The 24,848-nt window shown below is 66.7% G+C and carries 16 protein-coding genes; 11 read left to right on the top strand and 5 right to left on the bottom strand.

The genetic code is table 11. The features are described 5' to 3' along the window. Positions 1 to 27 precede the first annotated feature (27 nt). Positions 28 to 330 carry a hypothetical protein gene (locus CUTER_RS06980; protein ID WP_144412282.1) on the top strand — a complete coding sequence of 101 codons (303 nt, stop codon included), beginning with the start codon at positions 28 to 30 and terminating at the stop codon, positions 328 to 330. Here the strand turns inward: CUTER_RS06980 and CUTER_RS06975 are convergent. The 3 genes from CUTER_RS06975 to CUTER_RS06965 form a co-directional block, all read right to left on the bottom strand. After that, complete coding sequence (locus CUTER_RS06975; RefSeq protein WP_082121306.1) at positions 327 to 2,807, bottom strand: glycogen/starch/alpha-glucan phosphorylase; 2,481 nt, start codon at positions 2,805 to 2,807, stop codon at positions 327 to 329. The genes CUTER_RS06980 and CUTER_RS06975 overlap by 4 nt on opposite strands. 60 nt (positions 2,808 to 2,867) lie before the next feature. Continuing rightward, complete coding sequence (locus CUTER_RS06970; RefSeq protein ID WP_047259829.1) at positions 2,868 to 4,130, bottom strand: amidohydrolase; 1,263 nt, start codon at positions 4,128 to 4,130, stop codon at positions 2,868 to 2,870. A gap of 63 nt (positions 4,131 to 4,193) precedes the next feature. After that, on the bottom strand, positions 4,194 to 5,531 hold the full coding sequence (locus CUTER_RS06965; protein ID WP_236684691.1) for a DUF4921 family protein: 1,338 nt from the start codon (positions 5,529 to 5,531) through the stop codon (positions 4,194 to 4,196). 30 nt (positions 5,532 to 5,561) lie between these two features. Between CUTER_RS06965 and CUTER_RS06960 the strand changes: the two genes are divergently transcribed. Then, entirely contained in the window at positions 5,562 to 5,966 is a 405-nt protein-coding gene (locus tag CUTER_RS06960; RefSeq protein ID WP_047259828.1) for a hypothetical protein, read from the top strand. On the opposite strand, the gene CUTER_RS06955 is transcribed toward CUTER_RS06960, so the two are convergent. Continuing rightward, positions 5,936 to 6,880 (bottom strand): glycerate kinase, encoded by a 945-nt coding sequence (locus CUTER_RS06955; protein ID WP_047259827.1) that lies wholly within the window; start codon positions 6,878 to 6,880, stop codon positions 5,936 to 5,938. The genes CUTER_RS06960 and CUTER_RS06955 overlap by 31 nt on opposite strands. 175 nt (positions 6,881 to 7,055) lie before the next feature. Between CUTER_RS06955 and gdhA the strand changes: the two genes are divergently transcribed. From gdhA to CUTER_RS06915, 9 genes are all read left to right on the top strand, one after another. After that, entirely contained in the window at positions 7,056 to 8,402 is a 1,347-nt protein-coding gene (gdhA, locus tag CUTER_RS06950; RefSeq protein WP_047259826.1) for an NADP-specific glutamate dehydrogenase, read from the top strand. Between the two features lie 80 nt (positions 8,403 to 8,482). Next, a complete protein-coding gene (locus CUTER_RS06945; RefSeq protein WP_047259825.1) occupies positions 8,483 to 9,223 on the top strand; it encodes a DivIVA domain-containing protein in 741 nt (246 codons plus the stop codon). 27 nt (positions 9,224 to 9,250) lie between these two features. Then, a complete protein-coding gene (locus CUTER_RS06940; protein ID WP_047259824.1) occupies positions 9,251 to 9,778 on the top strand; it encodes a YceD family protein in 528 nt (175 codons plus the stop codon). After that, positions 9,775 to 10,554, top strand: a complete 780-nt coding sequence (rnc, locus tag CUTER_RS06935) for a ribonuclease III (RefSeq protein ID WP_047259823.1) — start codon at positions 9,775 to 9,777, stop codon at positions 10,552 to 10,554. Before CUTER_RS06940 ends, rnc begins: the two co-directional genes overlap by 4 nt. Beyond that, the gene (gene mutM / locus CUTER_RS06930; RefSeq protein ID WP_047259822.1) at positions 10,554 to 11,399 is read left to right on the top strand and encodes a bifunctional DNA-formamidopyrimidine glycosylase/DNA-(apurinic or apyrimidinic site) lyase; all 846 of its coding nucleotides are present in this window, start codon (positions 10,554 to 10,556) and stop codon (positions 11,397 to 11,399) included. Before rnc ends, mutM begins: the two co-directional genes overlap by 1 nt. Before the next feature lie 41 nt (positions 11,400 to 11,440). Then, complete coding sequence (locus tag CUTER_RS06925; protein ID WP_047259821.1) at positions 11,441 to 12,925, top strand: alanine/glycine:cation symporter family protein; 1,485 nt, start codon at positions 11,441 to 11,443, stop codon at positions 12,923 to 12,925. A 273-nt stretch (positions 12,926 to 13,198) separates the two neighbouring features. Then, positions 13,199 to 13,765 carry a hypothetical protein gene (locus CUTER_RS11625; protein ID WP_158408118.1) on the top strand — a complete coding sequence of 189 codons (567 nt, stop codon included), beginning with the start codon at positions 13,199 to 13,201 and terminating at the stop codon, positions 13,763 to 13,765. Continuing rightward, a complete protein-coding gene (locus CUTER_RS06920; protein ID WP_144412280.1) occupies positions 13,762 to 15,501 on the top strand; it encodes a hypothetical protein in 1,740 nt (579 codons plus the stop codon). The genes CUTER_RS11625 and CUTER_RS06920 overlap by 4 nt, the downstream gene beginning before the upstream one ends. Positions 15,502 to 15,527: 26 nt before the next feature. Then, positions 15,528 to 15,818, top strand: a complete 291-nt coding sequence (locus CUTER_RS06915; RefSeq protein WP_047259819.1) for an acylphosphatase — start codon at positions 15,528 to 15,530, stop codon at positions 15,816 to 15,818. Between the two features lie 10 nt (positions 15,819 to 15,828). Here CUTER_RS06915 and CUTER_RS06910 read toward each other — a convergent pair whose 3' ends face one another. Continuing rightward, a complete protein-coding gene (locus CUTER_RS06910; protein ID WP_047259818.1) occupies positions 15,829 to 24,816 on the bottom strand; it encodes a type I polyketide synthase in 8,988 nt (2,995 codons plus the stop codon). Between the last annotated feature and the right edge of the window lie 32 nt (positions 24,817 to 24,848).

Here is a 24,848-nt window from a genome sequence, read left to right as displayed (position 1 = left end):
TCGTTAGTAAGGAGAGGATGGATTGCGATGAGTATGTCCCCAGCGCTGGCTCTGCTCGCCGTCGCGGTGTCGTTGACCGCCTGCTCCTGGCCGACGGGTCCGCTCCCTGAGGGATTCCCGGTCCCCGACGCCGGGGAGGCCGCACTCATCGTTCGCTCCGGGGATGAACTCAACAGTCACATCTATCCGGAGCGCGAACTCCTGCTCTGCGGCTCCTTGTCGCCGTCCATCGGGCGGATCGACGGCGACGCGCTCACGTTTTCCCGCCAGCCGACGGGTGCGTGGGCCCTATTGGGCACCACGACCGAAGTCGACCTCAGCGAGTTCTAGCCCAGAACCTTCTTGGTGAGCTTGGAGAGCAGGCCGTCGCTCTCCTCGCCGCTCTTCGCGGCCTGGGCGGCGTCGCTGTTGCCCTGCGCCGCCGGGGTCGGCTCCGCGGACGCGATCGGGCTCGGCTCCAGCTTCCACACCTCGTTGGCGTAGTCGCGGATGGTGCGGTCGGAGGAGAAGCGACCGGAGTGGCAGATGTTACGCCAGCACATCCGGTTCCAGTGATCGTTGTCGGAGACGAAGTCGGAGGCCATGCGGTCGCGGGTGGCGCGGTAGTCCTCGAAGTCGCCCAGCAGGTAGTACACGTCCGAGGCGGTGTCGCCATAGCCGTGGATGAGCGAGTTCTTCAGGTCGTGGAACTGGCCGGTGCCGCGGTCGTCGAGCACGCCGTTGTCGAACGCGTCGAGCACCCGCTTCAGGCCCGGGACGTTGAGGTAGAACTCGTGCGGGGAGTACGACGCGCGCAGCTCCGGCAGCTCCTCGTTACGGGCGCCGAAGATGTAGGCATTGTCCTCACCGACGGCCTCAACGATCTCCACGTTCGCGCCGTCCATGGTGCCCAGCGTCAGCGCGCCGTTCATCATGAACTTCATGTTGCCGGTGCCGGAGGCTTCCTTACCGGCGGTGGAAATCTGCTCGGAGACATCCGCGGCGGGGATGATCTTCTCAGCCGGGGAGACGTTGTAGTTCTCGATGAACACGACGCGCAGGGTCTTGGAGACCTCCGGGTCGTTGTTGATGAGCTCGCCGATGGTGTTGATGAGCTTGATGATCGCCTTGGCGCGGTCGTAGCCCGGGGCGGCCTTGGCACCGAAGACAAAGGTGCGCTTCGGCACGTCGGTCTCCCCGTCCTCCTTGATCCGGAAGTACAGGTCGAGGATGTACAGGGCGTTGAGCAGCTGCCGCTTGTACTCGTGCAGGCGCTTGATCTGTACGTCGAAGATGGAATCCGGATCGACGTCGATGCCCTGGCGGTCCTTGATCCAGGCGGCGAAGTCTTCCTTATTCGCGCGCTTGATGTCACGCAGACGGCCCAGGACCTCCGCGTCGTCCTCGTAGGAGGCGAGCTCGGCGAGACGGTCAAGGTCGGTCACCCAGGAGTCATCGCCGGCGAGCTCGGTGAGCAGGGTCGCCAGGCGGGGGTTGCACATCGCGAGCCAGCGACGGGGGGTGACGCCGTTGGTCTTGTTGTTGAACTTCTCCGGCCACAGCTCGTACCAGTCGTTGAGCGTGTCGGCCTTGATGATCTCGGTGTGCAATGCGGCAACACCGTTGATGGAGAACGAGGCGTAGCAGGCGATCCAGGCCATGTGGACGAAGCCATCCTGGATCGGCGCCATGCGGTCGATGACCTCCTGGGACAGGCCGCGGCCGGCCATGTCCTCGCGGAAGCGGCGATCAATCTCCTGGACGATCTCGAAAATGCGGAAGAACATCTGCTGGAAGATGGAGACCTCCCAGGTCTCCAGGGCTTCCGTGAGCACGGTGTGGTTCGTGTAGGCGAAGGTGGCAGAAACGATCTCCCACGCCTTATCCCAGCCGAGGTCGTGCTCATCGATGAGGATGCGCATCAGTTCCGGGATGGCCAGCACCGGGTGGGTGTCGTTGAGCTGAACCGAGTTGAACTCGGCGAAGGACTCGATGTCACCGTGCTGCGCGAGGTGGTTCTCGACGATCTCCTGCAAGGATGCGGAGGTGAAGAAGTACTGCTGGCGAACACGCAGCTTCTTGCCCTCGTAGGTGGTGTCGTTCGGGTAGAGGACGCGGACGATGTCGTTGACGCGCTCGCGCTCGATGATCGCCTCGGTGAAGCGCTGGGAGTTGAACGCGTCGTAGTCGAACTCCTCCAGCGGCTCCGCCTTCCACAGGCGCAGGGTGCCGACGTTGTTGGTGCCGTAGCCGGTGATCGGCATGTCGTAGGGGATGGCCCGGACGACCATGTCGTCAAAGGCGACGGTGCGCTGACGCTGAGTGCGGCGGATGGTGAAGGGATTGCCATCCTCACGCCACGGGTCCGGGTGTTCCTTCTGGAAGCCGTCTTCGAACTCCTGGCGGAACAGACCGTAGCGGTACAGCAGGCCGTAACCGTTGACGGGGTAATCCTGGGTCACAGCGGAATCGAGGAAGCAGGCCGCGAGGCGACCGAGGCCACCGTTGCCGAGGGCGGCGTCATTCTCCGCCTCCAGCACATCGGTGAGATTGTGGCCGAGCTCGTCGGCGGTAGCGCGGGCTTCTTCGACGAGACCCAGGTTGGTGAGGTTGTTGAGCAGCGCTCGTCCCATGAGGAACTCAGCAGAGAAATAGTGCTGCTGGCGGGTACCGGCGTACTGCTGCCGGGTTTTCTCCCAGTTGTCGGCGATGCGGTCGATGACGGCGCGGGAGAGACCGAACCAGAACTTTCGATCGGTGGCCTGCTCCGGGGTGCTGCCGGCAGCGGCCCGGACGTGTCCGGCGGTGGAAGAGATTTCCACTAGCATTACCTACTTTCAATAATCAAGGTTGGGGATGCTTCGTCAGAATAGACTATCGCCGCGGACTTATCGTCCCAAGTAAGTCAGCACGGCTGCGGCGCCGGCCTTCGTGGCGGCGTCGGCGGTCGGCTCATAGTCAGGCAGGAAGGTCGATTGGTGATTGACAGGCACCGTCGTATCGACGGTGCCGTCGGCCATCGCGGCGTCCCAGACGCTCGCCGGCGTGCAGCCCACCGTCCAGAACAGGTACGGGCTGTGGAAGGCGCGCGGGATGTTCGAAAAATCCTCGGAGACGCTGTAGCGCTGCGCGTCCACGCTGGCGGGGCCGAAGACCCGGTCAAACGTGGGGCGGACGGTGGCGTAGACCTCCGGGGTGTTGTCGACGAGCTCGCCGTGGGCGAAGAACTCGAACTCCGGTTCGCGGGTGGCGCCGGAGGCGTGGCACTCGGCCTCGACGATTCGGCGGATGGAGGCGTACACGCGACGCTTCGTCGCCAGCGAGAAGAAGCGGCAATTGAGCACCAGCTCCGCAGAGTCCGGGATGATGTTGTTGGCGGCGCCGGCCTTCATCTGCCCGACGGTGACGACGGCGAAATCGTCCGGGTCCACCTCGCGCCCGACGATGCCTTGGAGGCGGACGATAACCATGGCGGCGATGTAGGTCGGGTCGATGGCGCGGTGGGGCATCGACCCGTGGGCGGACCGGCCGTAGACGGTGATGCGGATGGAGTCGCACGCGGCAAAGATCGCGCCCGGCATGGTCTGCACCTCGCCGGCGCGCCCCGGCATGATGTGCTGGCCGAGGCAGACGTCGGGGCGGGGAATGCGGCTGGTCAAGTCGTCCGCCACCATAGCGCTCGCGCCGGTGCCGGTCTCCTCGGAGGGCTGGAAGAGCGCGACGAAGGTGCCGGACCAGTCTGCCCGGTGGGCGTCGAGAATGGCGCACACCCCCATCAGGGCGGCGGTGTGCATGTCGTGGCCACAGGCGTGCATGAGCCCGCTCATGGTGCCGTCTGCCCGGGGGCGCACACGCGTCGACGCGTACGCCACCCCGGTCTCCTCCTTGACCGGAAGAGCGTCGATGTCCGCCCGGAACAGCGCGGTGGGGCCGGCGCCGTTACGAAAGACGGCGCAAAGCCCGAAACCGCCGATCGGTGCCACGATCTCGCAGTCGAAACGCTCCAGCTGCTGGCTAATCTTGGCGAAGGTTTCCGCCTCCTGCCCGGACAACTCAGGACTTTCGTGCAGGTCCTCGTAGAACGGGCGCTGGAAACTCAAGTCGGCCGTGTGATGGTTGAGCAGTTGGGCGATATCGGACGGGGCGGGCACAGCGAGGCGATCCTTCTGCCGCGTCGCTACGCGGCGGTTATAGGGCAGACAATGTGTCCGCCACTATAGCCGCGTCGTTCGGGAGGACAGGATCGGGTTGTACAGCAGCCGGTTCGGCGCCAGGGAGCATTCCGTGGCGATGCGGATCGACGGGTCGATGACCCCTTCATCGCGCAGCCGGTACAGCGCGGATACGACGCGATCACGGGTGTCGAAGGGAGTGAGGGTATTGACGTAAATCTTGGTGCCGCCCTCGAAGCCGGCGAGGGTGGATACCCGCCACTTGATGTTGATGCGCCACGGCATCGGCAGGTCGAGGTCGATGGCCTGGTGGTGCCACTCCTCATTGCACGCGACGTCGGGACCGGTGGCGGCGTGGCCAGCGTGAATGAGGTCGCTCATGGCGTCGATCTCCTCGTAGCTCTGCTCCCACGGGCGGCACGTGGCCGACGTGGAGTAGACGCTGACGGTGGGGAAGCGGTGACCCACGCCGACGACCATGACTGCGTGGTCATTCTCGGCGATGATGAGATTGTTCTGAGCAGCGAAGTCGACCCCGAGCTCGTTGTACATGTTGAGGTTTCCTCGCAGCCGCTGGATCTCCTCCTCGGCGTGGACGCCGCGGGAGTCGATGCCGACGAGCTGCTTGTGCAGGTGGTCGAAGGACGCGCCGGCCGCGGAGAGCCAGTTCTGGAACACCGAGACATAGCGGACGTAGGGGTTGCGCTCGTAGAGGTCGAACATGGAGTTCACAGCGTGGCGGATGAATAGCCGGTGCTCGGCGACGCTCAAGGTGCCGGAGGAGGCGAGCTGATCGTCGTGGGTGGCGCCGTCGACGAAGTGGCGACGGGCCACGAGGACGTCGTGGCTGCCGCTGAAGTACGCCTCGCGGAAGTGCTCGCGCTCCTCCTCGGTGAGCTCCTCGGGGTTTCGACCCGCCGCCTTCATGCGAGTGTTGACGATCGCGTCGACGTGCTCCAGGCCCCCTTCTGCGGTGAGATAGCCGTGCATGCGCTTGCGGGTTTCAATGTCCGGCTTGTAGCCGTAGTTGCGGCGCCAGTAGTCGTAGGACACGATCTCGAAGAGGTTGGGGACCCGGCGGAACTCAGCCGTGGAGTGGTCGAGGGCCTCGGGAATGACGCCATAAAGAATGTCCCCGCGCGCCGTGATGCGAGACTTCTCCGGCGGGGTGGCCAACGGACGGGCCTCGCAGAACGCGCAGTAGTCCTCCGGGCCGGAGTGAGTGAGGGGGGCGGGGTTGTCCTTGGGCTTGGACAGGGGACGATTACCGCGGCCCGGGACGGACCACACCTCGGTGCCGGAGAAGGGATTGAGTTGCTTGATCGTTCCGTCCGACATGGTGGTCAGGGGAGCGGGCAGATGCAGTCCGTTGATAGTCATGGCTACCAGGATAAATTAAGGTTTGAAGTTATGCCGACGATAGTATTTGACGTGTTCATCCCGCGCCGCGACGGGGAAGCGCCGGCTCAGCTGCACCAAGCGTTTACCACAGCGGTCGAGATTCTCGTAAGCCACGGACGATTGACCTCCGCGGAGGTCACCGCGGGTGTGGCCGAGGGGGTGCCGCCGGCCGTCGTCGCTGAATTGGCGCAGGTGTATACCCGCGAGCACGGACGCTCGCCGGGGGAAGCGCAGCTGCATCGCTTCGCCATCGCCGCCGACGCGCCGGGCCTGAGCTACAACGACCTGGCCATGAGCCTGGCGAGGATCCTCACCCCGCGGGCGCAGCTTCCCGCCGACCCGGTAGCCCTTGAGCGGCAGCTCGATTTCGAGGTTCCGGCGCTTTATCCCTGGACAGTTGAGATCCGCAGGTAATCGCTGGCGGCCTGGGCGCCAGCAGTCCACAAGTCCTGCTTCGTCGCAGCGGTAGCGGGGAGATCGCCGCCGAGGTCGGCGGAGCACACCACGAGATCAAAGGCGGATGCTTCCTGGGTAAATCCGAGATGCTCGGCAAGGAGGCCGGATCCGGCGCGCACGCGGACGCGCGGCGCCGCCGGGTGAATGATGCCGGAGAGCCAGTGCAGGCCCACGGCGAGTGCCCCGGCCGCCCCGTAGCCGGGCGTGGTGGCGTCGACGCCCGCGACGTCGCACAGGTGCGCCAGGCCCGGGTGGCTGGTGTCGACGGGTGCCGGTGCGTCGACGGCGAGCTCGTAGTCCATCGCCGCGGCGGCCGCGTTGATTTTCGCGGTATCCAGGTCGGCAAGGTCGCTCAGACCGGCAGCGCCCTTCCTTAACACCCGCCCGGCGGCGTCAACCGGGGTAGCGCTGAGCGCTACGAGGACGCCCGTGCCGCCGTCGACGCAGCGTCCTCCGCCGGCCGCGATGTAGATGCGCTGGGCTCGGCGACTGGCGGCGTCGGCAATGAGCACTCCTAGGCCGAAAGTGTCGCCGCGGTCGCCGGCGTCGACGTCTCCGGCTACGCTCGCGAGGTCCACATACGCGGTACGGGTCTCGCGGTGCAAGGTGTAGGTGGCTTCGGTGAGCGCGCCGGTGGCGTCGGTGGTCGGTAGGGTGATCCTCTCGCCCGGGATGAGGGCTGCCACGTCCTGGGTGCCGTCGGGCACGGCGGCGAGGGTGACCTCGGCGTCGTGGATGACGCTGGTGATACCCTCGGCGATCGCCTGGGCAGCGGCATCGGGGGTGAGTGCGCTTCCGGCGCTGGTCAGGGCCCATGCTGAGGGGGCGACAAGGGCGGTGACGGGGTGGCCAGTGGTCGGGGAGGTGGTCATGGTTGTTCAGCATAACGCGGTGATCGTCACCGCTGCGTGAAGGATAGTGGGGGAGATCACACCCGGGCTGGGCGCGGCGGACTTGCGAAACCGGGCAAAAAATATAAAACTGTTCATCGTTAGAAAACCCGGTGCTGACACGACGGGTAGCCAACACAAGGAAAGGCAGGACGGGATGTCGAACATCGACGACCAGGTCAACGAGTATTACAACAAGCTGCTCAAGCGCAACGCCGGTGAGCCGGAGTTCCACCAGGCTGTCGCCGAGGTGCTTGATTCGCTGAAGATCGTCCTGGAGAAGGACCCGCACTACGCCGACTACGGCCTCATCCAGCGGCTGTGCGAGCCGGAGCGTCAGGTTATGTTCCGCGTCCCCTGGGTCTCGGACAACAACAACGTTCACGTCTCCCGCGGCTTCCGCGTTCAGTTCAACTCCGCCCTCGGCCCCTACAAGGGCGGTCTGCGCTTCCACCCGAGCGTCAACCTCGGCATCATCAAGTTCCTCGGCTTCGAGCAGATCTTCAAGAACTCGCTGACCGGCCTGCCCATCGGCGGCGGCAAGGGCGGTTCGGACTTCAACCCGAAGGGCCGCTCCGAGGGCGAGATCATGCGCTTCTGCCAGTCCTTCATGACCGAGCTGTACCGCCACATCGGTGAGTACCGCGACGTCCCCGCCGGCGACATCGGCGTCGGTGGCCGCGAGATCGGCTTCCTCTTCGGCCAGTACCGTCGCCTGACCAACGAGCACGAGTCCGGCGTCCTCACCGGCAAGGGCCTGACGTGGGGCGGCTCCCTGGTGCGCACCGAGGCCACCGGCTACGGCTGCGTCTACTTCACCGCCGAAATGATGAAGGAGCACGGCGAGTCCTTCGACGGTGCCAAGGTGATCGTCTCCGGCTCCGGCAACGTGGCCATCTACGCCATCGAAAAGGCCCAGCAGCTCGGCGCTACCGTCATCGGCTTCTCCGACTCCTCCGGCTGGGTCGAGACCCCGAACGGCGTCGACGTCGAACTGCTCAAGAAGGTCAAGGAGGTCGACCGCGGCCGCGTGGCCGACTACGTTGAGCAGACCGAAGGCGCGACCTTGCACACCGACGGCACCATCTGGAGCCTCACCGCCGACGTCGCCCTGCCCTGCGCCACCCAGAACGAGCTCAACGGCGAGCACGCCCAGATGCTCGTGGACAACGGCGTCAAGTACGTCGCCGAGGGTGCGAACATGCCGTCCACCCCGGAGGCCATCGACGTCTTCCAGGAGAACGGTGTCCACTTCGGCCCGGGCAAGGCCGCCAACGCTGGTGGCGTCGCCACCTCCGCTCTGGAGATGCAGCAGAACGCCTCCCGCGACGCCTGGAGCTTCGAGTACACCGACGAGCGCCTGCACAAGATCATGACCTCGATCTTCCGTCGCTCCGCCGACACCGCTGCCGAGTTCGGCCGCGAAGGCAACTACGTCGTCGGTGCCAACATCACCGGCTTCAAGAAGGTCGCCGACGCGATGCTGGCCCAGGGCGTCATCTAAGACCGCCTAAGGCTAGGCCCGCAGGACATGCCCTGCGGGCCTTTCCGCATTTTCGGCCCCGGTCGCGGTACGGTTGGCCCATGTACCGAGTCTTTGAAGCCCTCGACGAACTCAACCAGATCCTTGAAAACGCCTACGGCGTCCCCATGACCTCTAACTGTGTCGTCCCGCGTAACGAAGTGTTTACGCTGCTGGACGACCTTCGTAACGCACTGCCCGTGGAGCTCGACGACGCCCAGGATGTTCTGGACAAGCAGGACGAGATTCTTCGTGGGGCCGAGGACCGTGCCGCTGAGACCCTAGCCGCGGCCGACACGGAAGCGGAGAATGCTGTGGCCACCGCACATAGCGACGCCGAAGCTATCATCGCCGACGCGCAGCACAACGCCACGGTTATGGTCTCGGAGGCCGAGCAGCAGGCGGATCGTATCGTCGGTGAAGCCCACGCCGAGGCGGAACGCCGCATCACGGATGGGCAGGACACCTACCAGCGCTATGTCGACGAAGGCCTCGCCGAACAGCAGCGCCTCGTAGACGAGTCCGAAGTTATGCGGCGGGCGAACGAGGAGGCCCATCGCATCGTCGACGGCGCCCATGCCGAATCCGACCGGCTGCGGACGGAGGCGGATACGTTCGTCGACGGTAAGCTCGCCGAGTTCGAAAGCTCGCTGTCGGCCATCCTGCGCACCGTGACCAGCGATCGGGCGGCGTTGCGCCGCGGCGCCGGGGTTTCGGCGCCCACCCCGCGGCCGACCACAGCCGGAAGCTATTCCGCCGCCCAGCGCCAGCCGCGGCAGCGTCGCCCACGTACCGAGCGTTAACCTCAGCGCGGTAGACTGGTCCGCGCTATGAAGTCACCGTTTGTATTCCCCGTGGCGGAGCTGACTCGCCCCAGTGCCACGATGCCGGAAGAGCGTCATCAAACCGGACCGAGCCCCTCGCGGATCGGCCCGGAGATGATCGCCATTGCCGAAGGCGCCCCCGTCGACGTCGACGCCACGCTCACCCCCATCGGCGCCGGGGTGCTCGTCGACGCCACCATCACCGCGACGCTATCCGGCAATTGTGTTCGCTGCCTGCGGGAGCTGACGCCGGACTTCTCCTTGCACGTCAGCCAGATGTTCGTCGCCGATGCCGACGTCATCACCGGTGACGATGCTGAGGATGACGACGAGGTGCCGCTCATCGTCAACGAGACCATCGACCTGGAGCAGACGGTAATTGATGAGGCGGTGCTGGCGCTGCCCTTCAACCCGACGTGCGAGGGGCAGTGCCCCGAGGGCGAGTCCGACGTCCCGGAGCCGGACGGCGTTTCTGGCGAACGCGTCGAGGGAAGCGTCGATCCACGCTGGGCCGGATTGGAGAAGTTTCTGTGAGTAACGCGCATCTCAGCCACGGCGAAGTCGTGTGGCATAGGGCCTTCGACAGCACCGACCACGCCCCGTTGCTCAAGCGCTTAGGCGTGGAGCTGGAACCGGAACGGTTGCGTCGCGCGCTGACCCACCGCTCTTTCGCCAATGAGCACGGCTACCTGCCCAACAACGAACGCCTGGAATTCGTGGGTGATGCGGTGCTCGGGTTGTCCGTGGCGACGAAGTTGCTTCAAGACCACCCCAGCCGCTCCGAGTCTGATATCTCCAAGATGCGCGCCTCGTTGGTGTCTCGCTACGCGCTGGCCGAGATCGCACGGGAGATCAAGCTCGGTGAGCACGTGCTGCTCGGCAAGGGCGAGGCGATCACCGGCGGGGCGGATAAAGACTCGATCCTTTCGGACACGTTCGAGGCGCTGCTCGGTGCGGTGTACGAGGAACACGGCTTTGAAACCGCCCGGCAGATGGTCCTTCGACTCTTCGCCCACCGCATCGCCAACGCCTCTCCGAAGGGGCGGCGTCAGGACTGGAAAACCGCCCTGCAGGTCCGCCTCTCCGAGGGCAAGGTCGCCATGGCTCACTACCAGTCCACTTCGGAAGGCCCGGACCATGACCGGGTGTACACCTCTGAAGTCACCCTGGATGACCGCGTGCTAGGCATCGGTGTTGGACGCAACAAGAAGCTCGCCGAGCAGGAGGCAGCCCGCAACGCCTGGCACGCTGTGCGTGACAACCCGGCGCTGTTGCATGAGGGCGAAAACCGCGAGCCGGCCGCGGGCTGATGCCCGAGCTGCCCGAGGTTGAGGTCGTCCGTCGCGGCCTTGAGCATCACGTGCTCGGCGCGACCTTTCTCGACGCCGCCGTCCTGCACCCGCGCGCCAACCGTGAACAGGATGCGCCGCTCGCGGACTTACTGCGGGGTCGACGCGTCGATGCCGTGCGCCGACGGGGGAAATATTTGTGGTTGGTCCTCGACGACGGACATGCCCTCTTTGTTCATCTGGGAATGAGCGGACAGATGCTCGTCGGCCGGCCGGGCGCGTGCACCTCCCCGCACCTGCGCATTCGGGCGCTGCTGGCAACGGATGCGGGGGAACGCGAATTGGCGTTCGTGGACCAGCGGACTTTCGGCCGATGGTTGGTCACCCCGATCATCGACCGTGGTCGCGGCGAGGTACCGCTGCCCGTCGCGCACATCGCGCTGGACCCGCTGGAGCCTGCCTTCGATCCGGTGGCTACAGCCCGGCGCATCCGCACCAGGCGCGCCACTATTAAGTCGGTGCTGCTCAACCAGGAGGTTGTCTCCGGCATCGGGAATATCTACGCCGACGAATCCCTCTGGAGAGCGAGGATCAACCCGTCCCGGCGGGCGGTGTGGATGCTGCAGCGCGACGTGCGACGGCTGCTCGACGACGCCACGGACGTCATGTCCCAAGCGCTCGAAGCCGGGGGGACGAGCTTCGACTCCCTCTACGTCAACGTCAACGGGGCGTCGGGGTACTTTTCCCGCTCGCTCAACGTCTACGGTCGCCAGGGGCAGCCCTGCCGTCGTTGCGGCGGTGACATCGCGCGTGTGGCCTTCCAAAACCGGTCGACGCACTACTGCCCGGAGTGTCAAGTCATCTGAAAGACTTACGAAAAATACCTGTCGAGTACTAGTCTATCCCCATGGAATCTATCGAGACGTTCGTAGCCGACGTCATCAACGCGCACCTGTGGAGCGTCATCCCGGTGCTCCTCATTGCCGTGGGCGTGTACTTCGGCATCCGCACGCTGGTGGTCCAGATCCGACGCGTTCCGGACATGTTCCGCGCCGTCGTCGAATCCCCGAGCGGGCAGGACCACGACGCCGACTACGGTGGTATCTCCGCGTTCAAGGCGTTCACCATCTCCGCCGCCTCCCGCGTCGGCACCGGCAACATCGCCGGTGTGGCACTGGCCATCACACTCGGCGGGCCGGGCGCGGTGTTTTGGATGTGGATGATCGCCATCCTTGGTGGCGCCACCGCCTTCGTTGAGTCGACGCTGGCACAGCTATGGAAGGTGCGCGAGGGCGACGCCTACCACGGCGGGCCGGCTTACTACATGACTCGGGGGCTGGGCTGGACCCCGCTGGCTGTCATCTTCGCCGTCGCCATCTCTGTGACCTACGGGTTTGTCTTCAACTCCATCCAGACCAACTCCATCGTTGAAGCCATCGGCGGATCCCTGGAGCGTGACGATCTCGGCATGAAGGTCGTCGTCGGCCTGGTGCTTGCCCTGGTCACGGCCGGCATCATCTTCGGCGGCCTGAAGCGCATCGCCAACGTCACCCAGATCATCGTCCCCTTCATGGCGGTGGCCTACATCGTCGTCGGCCTGCTCGTCATCATCATCAACATCCGCGAAGTGCCCGGCATGTTTGCCCTCATCTTCGGCCACGCCCTCGGGCTGAAGCAGGTGGCCGGTGCCGGCATCGGCGCCGCGTTCGCCCACGGCATGCGCCGCGGTCTGTTCTCCAACGAGGCCGGCCAGGGCTCTGCCCCCAACGCGGCAGCCACCGCCACGGTGTCTCACCCCGTGAAGCAGGGCCTCGTGCAGACCCTCGGCGTCTACTTCGACACCCTCGTGGTGTGCTCCATCACCGCGTTCATCGTCCTGCTCGGCCCCCAGCCGGTTTACGGCGAAGAAATCCAGGGCTCGTCCTTCACGCAGGCGTCCCTGTCCAGCGAGGTGGGCGCCTGGGGCACGCACTTCGTCACTTTCATCCTCTTCTTCCTGGCCTTTAGCTCGATCATCGGCAACTACTACCTTGCCCAGGCCAACATCCAGTTCCTGTCCGACTCGAAGATCGTGCTCAACGGGTTCCGTTGCCTGGTGGTGCTCTGCGTGTTCGGCGGCGCCATCGGCTCCATCTCCCTGGTGTGGAGCCTGGGCGACACCTTCGCCGCCATCATGGTCTTTATCAACTGCCTCGCCATCGTCCCGCTGGGCGGCGTGGCGGTGAAGCTGCTCAAGAACTACGCCGAGCAGCGTGCGAAGGGCGTCGACCCGGTGTTCCACCGGGACATGCTGCCCGAGCTGAAGAACGTCGAATGCTGGGACGGCAGCGATCCCGTCACCCGCCGCAGCGCCGAGGATCGGCTCATTGCCGACCAGCACGGGATGCACTAACCCGCGGTAGTCAGGGGGACAGGTGGCTACACGTGTAGCCACCAGCCGCCCCGAGCTGTTGCGAACAGCCAGGTGGTGTGCAAAGTTGAAGTCAGGAGATGACTGGCTGGGGGCCAAACCCGTTGCATCGGGGGGAAATGCGGTTGAGGGGAACCGCTAGGGGCTCACAGCCGTCTAAGAAGATGTCTTGATTCCTGACTTCGGGGGTGTGCAGTGAAAGCAACAGAGCGCTGCCCGCGGTGGGTTCGGCGATCGCTAGCGGCGTGTGGCGCCGTGGCGTTGCTGGGCTCGCTGGTGGGATGCTCAGATAGTTCCTACTCAAGGGTTCTCAACGATGACTTACCAGAGGGCTTCTACCTGAGCGGAGAATTCCTTGAGTTCAAACCCAGGGATCCGAGCGCACCGGATCCGGAATGGATTGATCCGTGCAATGAGATCCCGGAAGAGGTCCTGGAGGACATCGGGATGAAACGCGGGGAGCGTAGCGGGGGAACATACTTCGGTTTAGTCGGGTGCTCCGCCTCTGTGGATGAGAATCTAAAACATGACCCTGACTTGGTTGGCAGAGACTATGGTCTGGTTATCAATGGTGGTCCGCCCTTTAATAGTGAATATGTGGAACGGGGGATGCGTATCGAAGATCGGAAGCTAGAAGGGATCGACGGCGCAATTTTCAATTCGATGCCGGGAAATGGCTGCTTCATATCTGCAGATACGCCAAGAGGTATATTTATCGTCTCTGTCCGACATCATTCCGAAGAGCGGCCTATCTCGGAGCACTGTGACATGGCAGAGAAGGCTTTCTACAAAATCTACAATTCGCTAAGGGAGGGAAAGTGAAGTTTACAATTGATCCTGAGTCTTTCGGCGTAGCAGCCAGCGGTTTCGGATCTAACATTGACCAGGCAGATCATGCCAGTCAGAACGCCAGCCACACAACAATCGGCCCCGGTTACTCACCAGCCTCGGGGTACCACGAACTCGGTGTCATTCACGGAAAATCACTGAATACCACGCCCGGCTCCGCGTCGGCGGTTATGCAGAGAGTGACTGATGAGCTCTCTGCACTTGCCGAGAATCTCATTATCACACGCAACGCCTACCAGGAGCAGGATTCCATTTTTGCGCGGGTGTTGCATCGCGCAGACATCGGAGAGGCCGGATCGGCTGCCCTGGGTGCGCTGGCACACGGCGGGCTCGGCCATATTCCCGGTATGTACCGAAAGGAGGTCGTCGTCGTGCCGGCGGCGAGCCTCGATGAACTCATCGCTGATCTCACCGCGACGGATGCCGGTGCCGTCCATTCCGCCACCTCGACGTGGGCCGACTTGGCTGTCGCCGCCGAGAATGCCTCCGAAGGGCTTATCGATATCTCCAACTATCTCGGTGCCGCCAATTACGGCGATACCGTTGATGCAATCATCAACCGATTGCAACGCACCGGCGTCGCCGCCCGAACGATTGGCAGCAACGCCCATCATTTCGAGGACACGCTCTCACAGCTCGAGCCGGCCAGGATAGCCAACCTCACCACATTGGAGCAGCTCAAGGCAGAATTGACAGCCCTTGCCGCCACAGGTGGAGAAGGGGCGGCCATCGCAGCGGCGACCGAGCGGGTTCTGCTTGCACACAACGCAGTGACGACGCAGGCCACACTGGCGGGGATCACTCCGCGCGTTATTCGGCTCACCGACCCGGTCCTGGCCGCCGCGGCCAGCCCCATTACCACTCTCACTGCGGCGGACGGCGGGATTGGGTTCGACGGCACCCGTTTCGTCGCACCGCAGGCGATGGTCGATACACTGCGTGATTTCGCCTACGCGAACCCGGATCAGGCTGGCCGGATCAACGCGTTGACGCAGGAGATGTCACGCCACTCCGGCAACCTGGAGCATCCGGGCATTCTTCATCCGGCATCCATCGGCACTGCGCCGTCGACGGCGGGTACGCTTACGCCGCCGAGTGAACTCTCGCCGCGTCCTCTTGCCGCTGCGCCGTCGCCCGCGGCCCCTACTGTCGCGTCGCCGTCACTGTCGATGCCGGCGTGGAATGGGGCTGCCCAGGCGTCGCGAGACTCGGGCATGCCGGTGGCGCACAGCCGCCAGGGGCAGCCGCTGTCCGCCACGGCACGCTACCTGATGGGAACCGGGTACTCGGAGTTGATGGCGGTGCCTGATTCAACTCCGATCGGGCATGATCGGGCGCAGCGCAGGGGTGGCGCATCGAGTCAGCTTCGCGGTGGCGATTCCGGAGCCCACACAAACGGCAGGCTACAACGCGGCTCTTCACCGGGGTTCGGCTCGCAGCCGTCGCCGGGTCGAGAATCGATGAATGCCGCGCCGGGGGCAGGTGGGCGCGGCGGTGCATCGCCGATGATGGCCGGAGGCTTCGGCGGTGCTGGCCGCAGAGAAGGGCGCAAGAACAAGCCACCCAAGATCATGATTACTGAGGTGGAGCGGGATGCGAACCGGTTGGCGCTGCTGGGCGAGCCGCGCAAGGTGCTGCCTGGGGTGATCGGGGAATGGATCTACGAGGATCCCGATGACCCGAATGGCACCTACCCCAACAAGATCTAACCGAGCCCAGGTTAGGCTTTCGAGTCATGAGCAGCACTGACACGCGGATGGTGGCCTTTGTCCACGGTCGGGTCCAAGGAGTAGGTTTCCGCTGGTGGACTCGTGCGCGGGCCCTGGAGCTGGGCCTTAGCGGGCACGCCACTAACCGGCCGGATGGGCGCGTGCAGGTCGTCGCGGAAGGGCCCCGGAAGGCCACTGACGAACTCCTCACTCTCCTGCGGGAGAATCCGAGCCGGTGTGGCCGCCCGGGGCGGGTTGACGTCGTCGTCGAGCAGTACCTCGCCCCGAGAGGCGAGGTAGGATTCCGCGAACGCTAGTCAGTGCGTGCTACACCGAATACGTGCCGTCGGCCCCGAGCCGGGCGTTGGGGTCCAGGAGCATGGTGACCTCGGCGTCGTGGGCGTCACCGGTGAGGCGACGGCCCTCCACCGGGGCGTAGAGCTCGCCGCGGCCGATGATGCCCTGCTGGAAGCGGTGCACCCCGGTGCGAAGGCGTTCGGTGGCCCAGGCACGCCACGTGTCGAGCGCTTCCGGACCGCGCGCCCGCTGAACCGCGGCCTCGAAGGCACCCGGGTGAGCGAGGGCGATGACGGAGGAGACGTGGCCGAAGCCGAGCGACGTGGCCAGGGCGGCCTTGATCGGCCCGGCCTTACCCAGCTCCAGCGGCTGACGTGGCCACACCAGGTACTTCCGGTCCGCGAAGACCGGATCCTGGTTATCGAGGCTTCGGTTGCCCGGCACCCACCCGGAGGCGAACACGTGGGTCAGGCCCGCGATCTGGAAGAGGGCGGCGCCGCCCTTGGCATGTCCCGTCAAGGTCTTCTGGGAGATGACGTGCAACGGGTTGCCTTCACTGCGGCCGATCGCCGTGGCGAGCCGCTCGTGCAGCTCGGCCTCGTTGGGGTCGTTGGCGTTGGTGGAGGTGTCGTGCTTGCTCACCACCGCGATGTCGTTAGCGCTGATACCCAGTGCGGAGAGCTGGCGCGACAGTCGCGAGTACCGGCCACCCAGCCCGGCGGCGAGCGCACCCAGCCCCGGGGCGGGGATGGAGCTGTGGATGCCGTCGGAGAAGGTTTGCACGTATCCCACCACGGCGTAGACGGGCAGGCCGAGCTGTAGCGCGAGGTCGCCGCGGGCGATGAGCACCGTACCGCCTCCCTGGGCTTCGACGAAGCCGCCGCGGCGAGAATCGCCGGCCCGGGAATTGAAGCGCGGGTTAATGCCCTTGGCGGCGAGCTCGTCGGAGTTAGCGGTGGCGTTCATGTTGCCGAAGCCCTGGAGGGATTCCACGGAAAGATCGTCGATGGCGCCGGTGACGACGAAGCTGGCCTTGCCGGTGGCGATCTTGTCCACGCCTTCTTCCAGAGACACCGCCGCCGACGCGCACGCCGCGACCGGCTGGACCATGGGACCATAACCGCCGACGTAGGACTGCATCGTGTGGGCGGCGATGACATTGGGCAGGGTTTCTTGAAGCACGTCGTGAGGGATGGCCTCGGAGTTGAAGCGGTCCACGAACAGCCGCCGCATGGAGGACATGCCGCCGAAGCCGGTGCCCTGGGTGGAGCCGACCTGGGTGGGGTGCACGGCGGCGAGCAGTTCGGCCGGGGTGAAACCGGCAGAAAGGAACGCATCCACGGTGGCCACGAGGTTCCACTGGGCCATGACGTCGATGTTCTCGATGAGGGACGCCGGCAGGCCCCACCGCGCCGGATCGAAGCCGGTGGGAATCTGGCCCACCACATGCCGGGTGAGGGTGGTCCGGCGCGGCACGCGCACGGTGGCACCCTGCCTGCGGGTCACGACCCACTCGCCGTCGACGCAGGCGATCTCGGTGAACTGGGGATCCGCAGCCTGGTAGGCGCGGGCTTCGTCGGCGTCGGCCGCGGTGAAACTGATGGGCCGGTCGAGGTACACCGTGGCGGCGTCGACGGTGCCACCGTCGCTGATGGCGCCCAGGTCGCACACCTCGCGCACGCCGCTGCGTGCGACAACCTCGTCGCGGAAGCGGGCGTAGATGTCGCCTTCCTCAACGAGCTGGTCAGCGGAGTCATACCACCCCGCCTGCGGGGTTTCATGCCAGGTGAGCAGGCCCATCATCCACGCCAGTTCGAGAACACCGGCGGCGGTGAGGTCCACATCGCCGTCGGCGGCGATGCCGAACTCCGCGGCGCCTCGGGTGCGGGCGGAGCCCCAGGGCCCGATCTCGCCGACACCGACGATGACCACCAGATCCTCCGGTCGGGCAGAGCCGGACAGGAAGGCGCCGGAATTATCCGGCAGGTGGATCGACTCCGGGGTGGGTAGGGCGTTGAGCCTCGGTGATGCCGGCGGATCGGCGGGTTCGGCGTCTTTGTTGGCCTCGACGCCGGCCTTGAGCGCGGCGAAGTCCACGGCGGCGAGCCCGCCGGTGAGATCAGCGTCGACGGGGCCGCTCAGCGCCTCGTGGCGAGTGTCAACAGAGGCGAGAGCGAGGAGCTCGTCGGCCATCTCTGCGGTGCTGAACGTGCGCACGCCCCGCGACTCGACGGCCGCGACGAGGGGATCATTGTGGGCCATGAGGCCGGTGCCGCGCACCCACCCGATGCGGGCGTGAGCCAGCGTGGTGCGACGCCCCCAGTCTTCCGCCGACCACTTGTTGACCACCGCGTCGAAAGCCGCCTTGACCTCGCCGTAGGCGCCGTCGCCGCCGAAGAGGCCACGGTTGGGCGAGCCGGGGAGCACGACGTGAAGCCGGTGATCGACGTGGGTATCGGAACCGATGGCCGCGAGCGCGGTGAGCAGGCGCTCCACGCCCCACAACATGAGGCGGGCCTGGTTCTCCGCCGCGGGGCCGGCCTGGTCGAGCGTGCCGGCGACCGGCGGGGCCGCGAAGGGGAAGAGCAAATCCGGCAGCAGCGCCGGTTTGATCACCTTGGGTGCCCCGCCGACGGACTCCACCTGCTCGGTGGCGACCCACTCGACGAGAGCATCGATGTCCCGGTAGGAGGAGAGGTTTGCCGGGACCAGCCACAGGCTGGCGTCGCCGCGGGCGGATTCGCGGTAGAGACGGCGGGCGTCGAGCAGGCGTTGTTGGCTGATCGACGACGCCGTGGCGATGACGGTGGCGCCACCAGCGAGAAGGCGACGAACAACGGCGCCGGCGATAGACACCGGAGTCATGCCGGTGACGACGGCCACCTGGCCGGAGAACTCGCCGGCGGTGGTGTCCTCGGCGTCATCTGCGGCGGCGAGCAGCCGGGCGCGAATCGCCGGGTCCTCGGCGCACTCGGCGCGGTAACGCGCCTGGCGGGCGACCTCAGCGCCGGTCGCAATGAAGCAGGCGGTGACGTCCTCACCGGCGGCGATGTGGGCGAGGTCCTCGCGGGCGGTGGCCCACCGGTCGTTGAGCTCGACGGCCTTGCGGGCGTCGAAGGCGGGGGAGACCAGCTCCACCCAGCCGGTGCCGAGCTCAGCAGTGATGACGGGGTAGAGGTCTTCGGCGGCGGGCGCCTCGACAGCGGGGGAGGAGATCCCGAGCCGCTCCAGCAAGTCGCGGGCATTGGCGGCCAACGCGTCGGTGAGCTGCTCGCGGAACTCGGTCAGCGCTGCGGAGTCGACGACGCCGCCGGTACTGGTGGCCGCGGCGGGCTTCGCCACGGCCACGCCGAGATGAGCGCCGGCGGCCTCGACGGCGGCATCGATGAGGCTATCGACGTCGCTCGCGTTCGTCGCCGATGGCAGGAAGCCCAGGTCGCCGCCGCGCAGAGAGGCCCCGTCGCGGGTGCCGAGGAGAATCATGGCGGTGGTCCACGTCACCCAGCCGTCGCCGAGTGCCCACGCGTCGCGCACTCGCCGTTCGATGGCGGAGGCCTTCACCCCGGCCGCTCCGAAGGCGGCCCGGATGGCCTCGTGAACGTGCTCGCCGAGGACGGGGCCGAAGGGCCGGTAGTTGTGCGCGGCGGCGTTGACGGTGGCGGACAGCTCGGTGATGGTGGCCTCGGAGGCGCCGTCGATGGCGGACAGGCTCAGCTCGGAGGACATGTCCATAAGGACCTGGTTGCGCTTCGAGGACACGCCGTTGGTGAGCGACTCAATGGTGTCCGCCTCGGCGATCTGCGCGAGCGAGAGCTTCGTCGACGCCGCGAGCAGCACCCGCACCGCGTCGGCTGCGGTGAAGTCAACGTCGGCGATGGTCGCGACCACGGCCGTAGTCGTGGCGGGCGCTGCGGGCGCAGGCGAGACCGGCTGGCTCGCTGCGGCCTCGAGTGCCGGGGCGGTGTCCGGTGCCGCCTGGGGCTCGGGCTCGGGCTCTTCCGCTGCGCGCACGCTGCGATGGAACACCTCGTCCCGGTCCCGCTCGACGTTGAGCGGGGTACAGTTCGCTGCGCGGAACTCAGGCATGGCCAGGGTGCGGGCAGCGATATTGGCCAGGGTCGGCGAATTACCTAGCCCCACCTCGATAACGGTGGAGATACCGGCGCGGCCGAAGAGCCACTGCTGGGTCTCGATCCACCGCACCGGCGAAGCGAATTGCCAGGCCAGCAGCTCGATGAGCAGGCCGCGGCACAGCTGAGCGCGCTCCGCGATGAGGTCCACCTCCGACCACCGCGCCTTGAGCTGCGTGACGTATTCGGAGGGAGCCACGGCCAGGATTGCGTCGAGGAAATCCTCGCTGAGTTCGAAGGGCCGTGCCACCAGGTTCGGCAGGTAGCGGCCCAGAAGCACGTCGGGGTTGATGTCCGCGGGCAGCAGCGCGTCGAGCGTATCTCGGAACTCAGGCACGCCGGCGCGCAGCCGCGAGGAGTGGAAGGGCACGTCGATGCCGGGGATGGGGATGACGGCGCGGCGTCCACCGGCGGCCTCGGCGCGCCGGGTGGCGTCGGCAGTGAGAGCGTCGATGCCGGCGACGGTGCCGGCGACGGCGTACTGCGAGCCAGCCACGTTGTAGTTGACGATTTCGAGGAATTCTCCGCAGCGCTCGGCGACGTCGGCCACGTAGTCGCGGACCTTCGCGTCGGTGACGCCGAACTGGTTCGGGCGCAGCGCCGCCATGCGGTAGTTGGATCGTCCCTCGGCGTCGCGTTCGACGAGGTGATGCATCGTCGAGCCGCGGTGGTAGACGATGTCGAGCACGGTTTCGAGCGGGAAGATCTGCGCGTAGGACGCCAGCGCATTGTATTCGCCGAGGGAATGCCCGGCGAGGTATGCGCCGTCGACGAGCACGCCGGCCTCGCGCAGCGTCGAAGTCTGGGCGAACGCGACGGTGGCGAGTGCCACCTGGGTGAATTGAGTGAGGTGGAGCACGCCCTCCGGGTGGCGGAAGACGCGCCCACCGGCGGTGATTTCGGTGGGGTTGTCGCGGACCACGGCGAGGATGGAGAAGCCGAGGTGGGAGCGAGTGTGCTCGTCGGCACGACGCCACACCTCGCGCGCTGCCGGGGAGTTGGCCCGGTCGGCCAACGCCATGCCGCGCTCCTGGATGCCCTGCCCGGGGTAGACGTAGGCGGTGGTCTTCGGGGCGACGGCGGCAGTCGCCTGGGAAACGATCTCCCGGCCCACGCGGCAGGTGACGTCGAGCAGCAGGTGCCCGCCGGCGCCGATGCCGACGCGTTCGACACTGATGTCGACCTGGTCGCCCAGGTTGACCATGCCGAACATGCGGTAGGTCCACCCGATGATGCGGTAGTCGCAGGCCACGGCGTGCTGGGCGGCAGCGCACAGCCACATGCCGTGAACCAACGGCGCCGCCATGCCGGCGACGCGGGCGGCCCGGTGAGAGGTGTGGATGGGGTTGTAGTCGCCAGAGACCATGGCGAATGCGGTCATGTCCGCCGGGGCGGTGACGCTGACCCGGCGCAGGAGGCTGTGCGGGGTGTCTGCCGTTTCTTTGAGGACCCCGCCGGCGACCGGCGGGTCCGCGGGCAGCTCACTGCCGTGGACGCGACCACGGATGGCGAAGCGTTCGGTGAAGCGGCCGATGACTCGGCCGTCGATGCTCACCTCGGTGGGGACCACCACCACCCGGCCGGAGGAGGATTCGGTAATGGCGGCGCACCAGGAGCGGGTGTGGATGGCGTCGGCGGAGCCGAGCTCGGCGACGTCGAATGCCTCGGTGTGATCGAGGTGCACGGCGTTGAGCAGGCCCTCGATGACCGGGTAGTCGTCGACGAGGGCGGAGCCGAGTGCGGCGTAGATCGTCGGCCAGCACAGCCCGAGCACAGCCGAGGGGACGATGCCGGCTAAGGGCAGGTCGGCGGGCAGGGTGGCGGCGGTGACCCCGGCGTGCAGGGCCCCCAGGTCCGCCGAGAGCGCGACGTCGGCGTGCGCCTCTCCGAAGGGCGAATCCGCGGAGTCGGTCATGCTCGGCAGGGAGGTAATGGGGGTGCCGGTGACCGTGGTGGACCCCACGCCGGCGGTGGCGGCCAGCAGGCCGAACATGGTGTCGCTGAGGCGAGCGTCGTCGACGACGGGCACGGCACCGGTGCGCACCCCGTCGCCGAGCAGGAGCGGAATCCGCAGCTCCTTCACGGCGTGCTGGTCGGAGCCGGTGGCGTCCCAGGCGGTGTCCAGGGCGACGACGATGTCCATCCCGGCGTCCGTGGGCGTGAGCGTCGCCTCGGGCAGCACGGCCGCCGGGTTATCCATCAGGTGACCGTGCCAGCTGATGTGCGGGCACTGCCGGAGGTAGTCCTCGACCGTCTCGGCGGTGCGGGAGAACACCTCGGGAGCGTCGGCGTCGGTGCCGATCGCCTCGATCATGGCGTCTTCGTAGCGGCCGAGGATCTCGGCGACGGGCTCGTCGACGGTGGTAATCGCCGCGACAGAGACGGGGCCGGGGATGATGCGGACCTCGTCGGCGCGGTAGCGGCGGTCGTGCGACTGCCACAGCCCGTCCGTGCCCCACCACGCGAGCAGGGACTCGTCGATGGCCGGCACGAAGGGCACCGGCTTGGGGTAGCGGCGGCACAGCTCGATGAACCAGGCGACGTCAAAGGGAGTGAGGGTGATGTCGATGGCTAGGGGGTAGGCGTCGACGAAGCGGGGGATGACGGTGGACGCGTCGGCGACGTCGTCCAGGTCGGCGAAGATCGGCTCGATCGGGCCGTAGTCCTGCTTGCACAGGCGGGCCTCGAAGCGCTGGCACAGGTCGAGGAGGCGTTGCTGCCAGGAGATGTCGGTGAAGGGGAAGGTCAGCTCGACATAGCGGCGTAGGACCTCGGCGTAGGTCATCTCGGCGAGGTCACCGAAGTAGGGCTTGGCCGTCTTGTTGATGGCGGCGATGATCTCGGCCCTGCGGGTGGTGCGCAGCTGAGGATTGGCGTGCGCCTCGGCGATGAGCCGCGCGGCGTCGGCGGCGGCGTTGTCCACCTCATACATGTCCGCCAGGTGGTGAGACAGGCCCGACGTGACGCCGCCGGCGCTTCTGCCGGCACCGACCCAGCCGCCGTTGTCCTCGGCGGAGATGCCGGGAATGTCGACGAGCAACTGCTTAACGTCCGGGTTGGTGTGCGCCTCCTTGGCGGTCATCGCGGCGGTACCGATCATGATGGCGTCGACGGGCATGCGCACCGCGCCGTGGGCCAGCGCCCAGTCGCCGGTGAGGAATTCGGCAGCGCGCTGCGGCATGCCCAGGCCGCCGCCGGCGACGAGCACGACGTTGCGCTGCGCTCGGATCTCGGCGTACGTGCTCAGCAGCAGGTGATCGAGGTCCTCCCAGGAGTGGTGGCCGCCGGCGTGACCGTCTTCGACCATCATGATGACGGGGACTTCGGGAACCTGCCGGGCGATAGCCAGGGTCTGGCGGATCTGCGCCACCGTCCCGGGCTTGAAGGAAACGTAGCTAAAACCGCTGGCTCGCAGGGAGGTGAGCAGTTCGACGCCTTCGTCGAGCTCGGGAATACCGGCGGAGATGACGACGCCGTCGAGCGGCGCTCCCGATTCCCGCTCGCGGGTCACCACCCGTTGTGCGCCGAATTGGAGATTCCACAGGTAGCGGTCCATGAACATGGCATTGAACTGGGCGGTTCGACCGGGGTCGAGCTGGTCCTTCAACGAGTCGAGGTTGGTGCGGATGACCTCCTCGGTGACCTGGCCGCCGCCGGCGAGTTCCGCCCAGTAGCCGGCGTTGGCTGCGGCGGCGACGATGTCCGGCTCGGTGGTGGTGGGGGTCATGCCGGCAAGCACAACCGGGGCACGGCCGGTGAGCCTGGTGAAGGCGGTATCGACGACGGTGCGACCGTTGATGGTGCGCAGCCGGGGCGCGAACTCGGCGTAATCCTGCCCCGTGGGCCAGGTGAAGGCGGGGCTGCGGAGTGCGTCCCGGGCGTCGGCGGTGGAGGCGTCAATGAGCCCGACGCCGCGGCCTTCCGCCAGCTGGGCGGTGAGGCCGCGCACACCAGAGCCGGGTCCGAGGTCGAGGAGGAACTCCGCGTCGAGGGCCGCGGTGACCTCGTCGTCCCAGTGCGGCCGGTCGGTGAGCACGGCGCGAGCGAGGCGCTCGGACTCGATATCGGCGAGACCGGGGCAGCGGCTCGCCCATTCGACGACACTGACGACGGCGTCGTCGAGCAGCGGGGAGTGGAAGGGGGCGGCGACGTCGAGGAACTCGGTGACGATGGTGAGCGGGGCGCCGCCGGTGCGCTTGGCGGCGAGTGCCTCGGCGTGCTCGGCCGTCAGGGCAGCAAGGTCTTCTCTCACCGCATCAAGGGCGGCCGGCAGGCCACTGAGGGTGACGGCGGTGGGGGTGTTACGGATGGCGACGCACACGCTGTCGTGGCGGGTAAGGACGGCGTCCAACCGATCGCGGTCGATGCCGCGCACAGCGAGCATGGGGGTGAGCTCGCCGAAGCGTTCGGCGCGGTGGGCGCGGGTAGCGGCGGTAGCGGCGGCGCCGATGAGGCGAGCGAGAGCGACGAGCGCGGCGGCGTGGTCAGGATCACCATGACGCTCGGCGAGGGCGACGGCGAGCACGCCTTGCGAATGGCCGACGGCGGCGACCGGCTGTGCGGGAAGGGCATCGCCGAAGAGGTCGAGCAGGTGGCCGTACTGGGCCGTAAGGATGCCGGGGACGGAAGAGTAGGCGTGGTTGGTGGGGGCGTCGAGTAGATTCAGCGGACCGCCGGTGATGCGCGTGAGCTCTGGGAGGACGTCGGCGAGCAGGGCGTCGCTGCGGGTGAGGGCGGCGTCGAGGGCGCGGCGCAGCCGAGGATCGGCGGTCACCTCGGCGAGGGCGGCCTGCCAGGGGGTGGCCTGGCCGGCGAAGTGCAGGCTGTAGGGGTGGGTGCTTAGTCGTTCGTGGAAGGGAATGAGGGACAAGGGCGTCTGCGCAAGCATAAAATGATCCTTTGGAAACAAAACTGCAATGT

It is taken from the genome of Corynebacterium uterequi, assembly GCF_001021065.1.
Lineage (GTDB): Bacteria > Actinomycetota > Actinomycetes > Mycobacteriales > Mycobacteriaceae > Corynebacterium > Corynebacterium uterequi.
Note: the sequence above shows the minus strand (reverse complement) of the source record. Positions and strands in the feature narration are given on the sequence as shown.